The 3991-nt window shown below is 72.0% G+C and carries 3 protein-coding genes and 1 pseudogene; 1 reads left to right on the forward strand and 3 read right to left on the reverse strand.

The window, feature by feature from the left end; translation table 11 throughout:
* The 3 genes from ACFFNX_RS44240 to ACFFNX_RS44250 form a co-directional block, all read right to left on the reverse strand.
* Positions 1-291 (reverse strand): FAD binding domain-containing protein (locus tag ACFFNX_RS44240; protein ID WP_378212255.1); only part of this gene is annotated, 291 nt, incomplete at its 3' end.
* A 7-nt stretch (positions 292-298) separates the two neighbouring features.
* The gene (locus ACFFNX_RS44245; protein WP_378212256.1) at positions 299-1699 is read right to left on the reverse strand and encodes a uracil-xanthine permease family protein; all 1401 of its coding nucleotides are present in this window, start codon (positions 1697-1699) and stop codon (positions 299-301) included.
* 153 nt (positions 1700-1852) lie between these two features.
* On the reverse strand, positions 1853-3463 hold the full coding sequence (locus tag ACFFNX_RS44250) for a PucR family transcriptional regulator (RefSeq protein WP_378212257.1): 1611 nt from the start codon (positions 3461-3463) through the stop codon (positions 1853-1855).
* 156 nt (positions 3464-3619) lie between these two features.
* On the opposite strand from ACFFNX_RS44250, the pseudogene ACFFNX_RS44255 reads away from it, so the two are divergent.
* Positions 3620-3991 (forward strand): annotated as a pseudogene (locus ACFFNX_RS44255) (oxamate carbamoyltransferase subunit AllH family protein); the annotation flags it as partial.

Raw genomic sequence — 3991 nt, forward strand, 5'->3', positions numbered from 1 at the left:
CGCCGCGCGCAGCAGCGGGAGCACGCCGGCCGCCTCCTCCGACCGTTCGACGCGCGCGTGCCGGGCGAGCGCCCCGACGCGCACGCCCGCCGCGGTGGCCTCCAGGGTGTCCAGCGCGGTAACCCGGTTGATGTCGACGAGGTGGGCCGGGGCGGCCAGCCGCATGTTGAGCAGCGGGATCAGACTCTGCCCGCCGGCCAGGACCTTCGCGTCCTCCCCCGCACGGGCGAGGACGTCCAGGGCCTCCTCCAGCGTCTCCGGAGCATGGTGGTCGAACGGGGGCGGCTTCACGACGGGTTCACTCCGCCCCCTCCGTGGCCGGCCGGGCGGGCGTGTCCGTGACGTTGTCGCGTTCGCCCGGCGCGATGATGCCGCCGCCCGTGTCGCGCGGTGTCCGCTGCGCGGCGGACAGGAGGTGATAGCCGGCCAGGACCGCGATCGTGCCGAGCGCGATGCCCTGGAGCGGGAAGTCTTTGGTGATCTTGAGCGTGACGTCGCCCACGGCGAGAATGATGCCCGCCGCGACGGGGACGAGGTTGACCGGATCGCCGAAGTCCACCCGGTTCTCGATCCAGATTTTGGCGCCGAGCAGGCCGATCATGCCGTACAGCACGACGGTGATGCCGCCGAGGACGCCGCCCGGGGTCGCCGCCACGAGCGCGCCGAACTTCGGGCACAGGCCGAACAGGATGGCCACGATCGCGGCCACGTAGTAGGCGGCGGTCGAGTAGATCCGCGTGGCGGCCATGACGCCGATGTTCTCCGCGTACGTGGTCGTCGGCGAACCGCCGACCGCGCTCGCCAGGAAGGTGCCCACGCCGTCGGCGGCCAGCGCGCGGCCGAGGTAGGGGTCCAGGTTGGTCTCGGTCATCGCGGCGACCGCCTTGACGTGCCCGGTGTTCTCGGCGATCAGTGCGATGACCGCGGGCAGCGCGACCAGGATGGCCGAGGTCTTGAAGCCGGGCCCGTGCAGGTGCGGGAGGCCGAACCAGTCGGCCGCCCGTACGCCGTCGAAGTTCACCCTGTAATGAGTGCCCATCTTCCCGGCGCCGTCCACCGCGGTGATCTGGCCGGCGATCCGGTCGAGGACCCACGACAGCGCGTACCCGAAGATCAGGCCGAGCAGGATGGCGATGCGGGACCAGAAGCCGCGCAGCACCACCGCGCAGAACACCACGAACGCGAGCGTGGCGAGCGCGACCCACTGGTCCTGCGGCCAGTACACGTTCGCGACGACCGGCGCGAGGTTGAAGCCGATCAGCATGACGACCGCGCCGGTGACGACCGGCGGGAAGATCCGGTGGATGACCTCGGCGCCCAGGAAGTGGATAAGGATGCCGACCGCGGCGAGCACGAGACCGGCGACCAGGATCGCGCCGGTGACGTCGGCGGTCGAGCCGCCCGCCCCGCGGATGGAGGCGACCGCGCCGACGAACGACGCGCTGGTGCCCAGGTAGCTCGGCACCTTCCCGTTCACGATCAGCAGGAACAGGATCGTCATGATGCCCGACATCATGATCGCCAGGTTGGGGTTCAGCCCCATCACGACGGGGAAGACGAACGTCGCGCCGAACATCGCCACGACGTGCTGGGCGCCGATGCCGATGGTCCGGTCCCACGAGAGCCGCTCGCCGGGCGCGACCACCTCGCCCGGCCCGAGACCACGGCCGTCACCGTGCAGTTTCCATCCGATCGCCATGGCGGCCCTCCAGCATGTAGTTGCGGGCACGCTAGAACCGCGCCTCCTCCTGGACATCGTCGAGAACTGACAAACCGCGACATCGGCGGTTGTGACCAGGGTGTGTTTCATGATCCCGTCTGCGGGGATCAACGGTGTTCGCCGGGACAGGCCCTAGATGCCTCGCATGCGCAGCACGTGGAGGGCGAGGGTCAGGTTGAGGCGGAGGTGGGCGTCCTCGGTGAACGGGCCGAGGAGCCGTTCGAGCTTGCCGATCCGGTAGCGCAGGGTGTTGTAGTGGAAGTGCAGCCGCCGCGCCGTCTCGGCCACGTTGAGGTTCGTCTCCAGCAGCACCTGTAGCGTGCGCCGCAGGTCGACGGCCTCCGGGTCGCCGTCGCCGGCGAGTTCGCCGAGGGTCTCCCCGACGAAGGCGTGCAGCTCGGCGGTGTCGCCCACCAGGCTCAGCAGCCGGAAGACGCCGAGCTGGTCGAAGTGCGCCACCGCCCCGTCGCCGTGGAGCTGGCGGCCCACGCGCACCGCCTTGACCGCCTGGTCGTAGGCGGCCGGCAGGTCGCCCGGCACCGCGGCCGTACGGCTGACGCCGAGCGAGAACGTCCGGCCGGCGTCGCCGAACACGGCGGTGGCGTCCTTGGCGAGCGTCGTGATGTCGCAGGCGTCCGCGCCGAGGACGGCGACGACCTCGTGGCTGAAACCGGCCACGGCGCCCTTGCGGTCGCGGCGGCGCACGGCCGAGGTCAGCGCCGAGGTCAGCCGGTCCTGGAGCATCCGCTCGTCCGTCACGCCCGCCGGACCGCGGTCCAGCTCGGCCACGACCACCATGACCGGGCGGCCGAGGTCCCAGCCGAAGCTCGCGCTGTGCGCGACGACGTGCTCGTCGCCGCCGCCCGGCCGGCCGGTGAGCACGTCGCGCAGGAAGTCCGCGCGGTACTTGCTCTCCACCGCCGAGACGGCCTGCTGCTTGGTGATGACCAGCGCGGCGACCGTGGCGGCGCGTTCCAGCATGGCGACCTCGGGCGCCGTCTCGCCGACCGCCGTCATCCGGCCGTAGGTGTAGCCGCCGGCCACGACCGGCACCACCGTACGGTCGCCGTGCGCACCGTACTCCGCCGCCGGCCCGGGATCGCCCTCCCGCAGCGCCGCCAGGTAACGCTCGTCGCCGGAGGCGACCAGCTCGTGTCCGTCGCCGTCGATGACCGCGACGGCCGCGCCGAGCAGCCCGGCGACCTCGTCGGTGATCTCCTGCAGGCCGCCGCCGCACAGCACGATCTGCACGAGCGCCCGGTGCACCTCCTCGGTGCGGGCGAGGATCGCGGCCTGCCGGTTGAGGATGTCGGTCAGCACCTGGTTGAGCACGTCGTCGAAGCCGACGTCATTGGCGAGCAGGATCAGGGGGAAGCCCAGGCGGTCGGCCTGCTCCAGCATCTCGTCCGGGAGGCCGTCGAGGTAGCGGCCGAGCTTGATCGCGATCGCCGCGAGCCCGCGTTCGTCGAGGTCGGCGACCAGGTGGCCGAGCGACTGCGGGGTGTTGCGCAGTGGGTATCCGGTGGTGAGGAGCAGCTCGTGCGGCTTCACCCAGCCGAGGATGTCCGGCACCTCCATCACGTTGAGGCGCTGCACCACCCGGCCGAGCCCGCTCTCCCCGGCGATCACGCGGGCGCCGGAGAGCGCGGGAACGCCGAGCACCTCCCCGACGGACAGTCCGTAGGTCAGGGTGCCGGTGCTCGCGAGACGCAGTGTGGGTGGGAGGGGTTCGGTGAAGGACATGGGTGCCCGATCTGCCGCAGTTGACCACCTATGCGCGAACAACCATGACAACGGACACGAACGATGGCAACCATCCTTGGCAGAATTCTCCATACGGCCGGGCCCGGCCCCGGTCTACGTTCGCCACGAGCGAGCCCATCACGGGGAGGCGATCTGGTGACGGTGTCCACCGCCCGGCGCAGGTCCGGCACGCGTGGCTCCCATGCGGTGACGGCGCCCACTCTCGCCGGCGCCGCCAGCCTGGGCGTCCGCTCCGCGCTCGGCGGGCCCCGGCGCCACGGCCGGGTCGTCGCGGTCTTCCCCTCCGCCGTCTACCTCCGGGTCGACCGGTCTCCCGAGCCCGCGGTGATCGCGCTGACCGCCTCCGACGCCGTGCGCCCGCCGAACGCGGTCGTGCTGGCCGTCCCCACCCGGCAGGAGCCCTTCCGCACGGTGCGCGAGGGCGACGAGGCGTACGTCGGCGACGGCTGCGCCCTGATCGACGGGCGGCTGCGCGCACGGGTGCGCCGCTGGTGGGACCCGACACCC

Origin of the sequence: Actinoallomurus acaciae (assembly GCF_042429965.1) — a bacterium.
Taxonomy (GTDB): domain Bacteria; phylum Actinomycetota; class Actinomycetes; order Streptosporangiales; family Streptosporangiaceae; genus Actinoallomurus; species Actinoallomurus acaciae.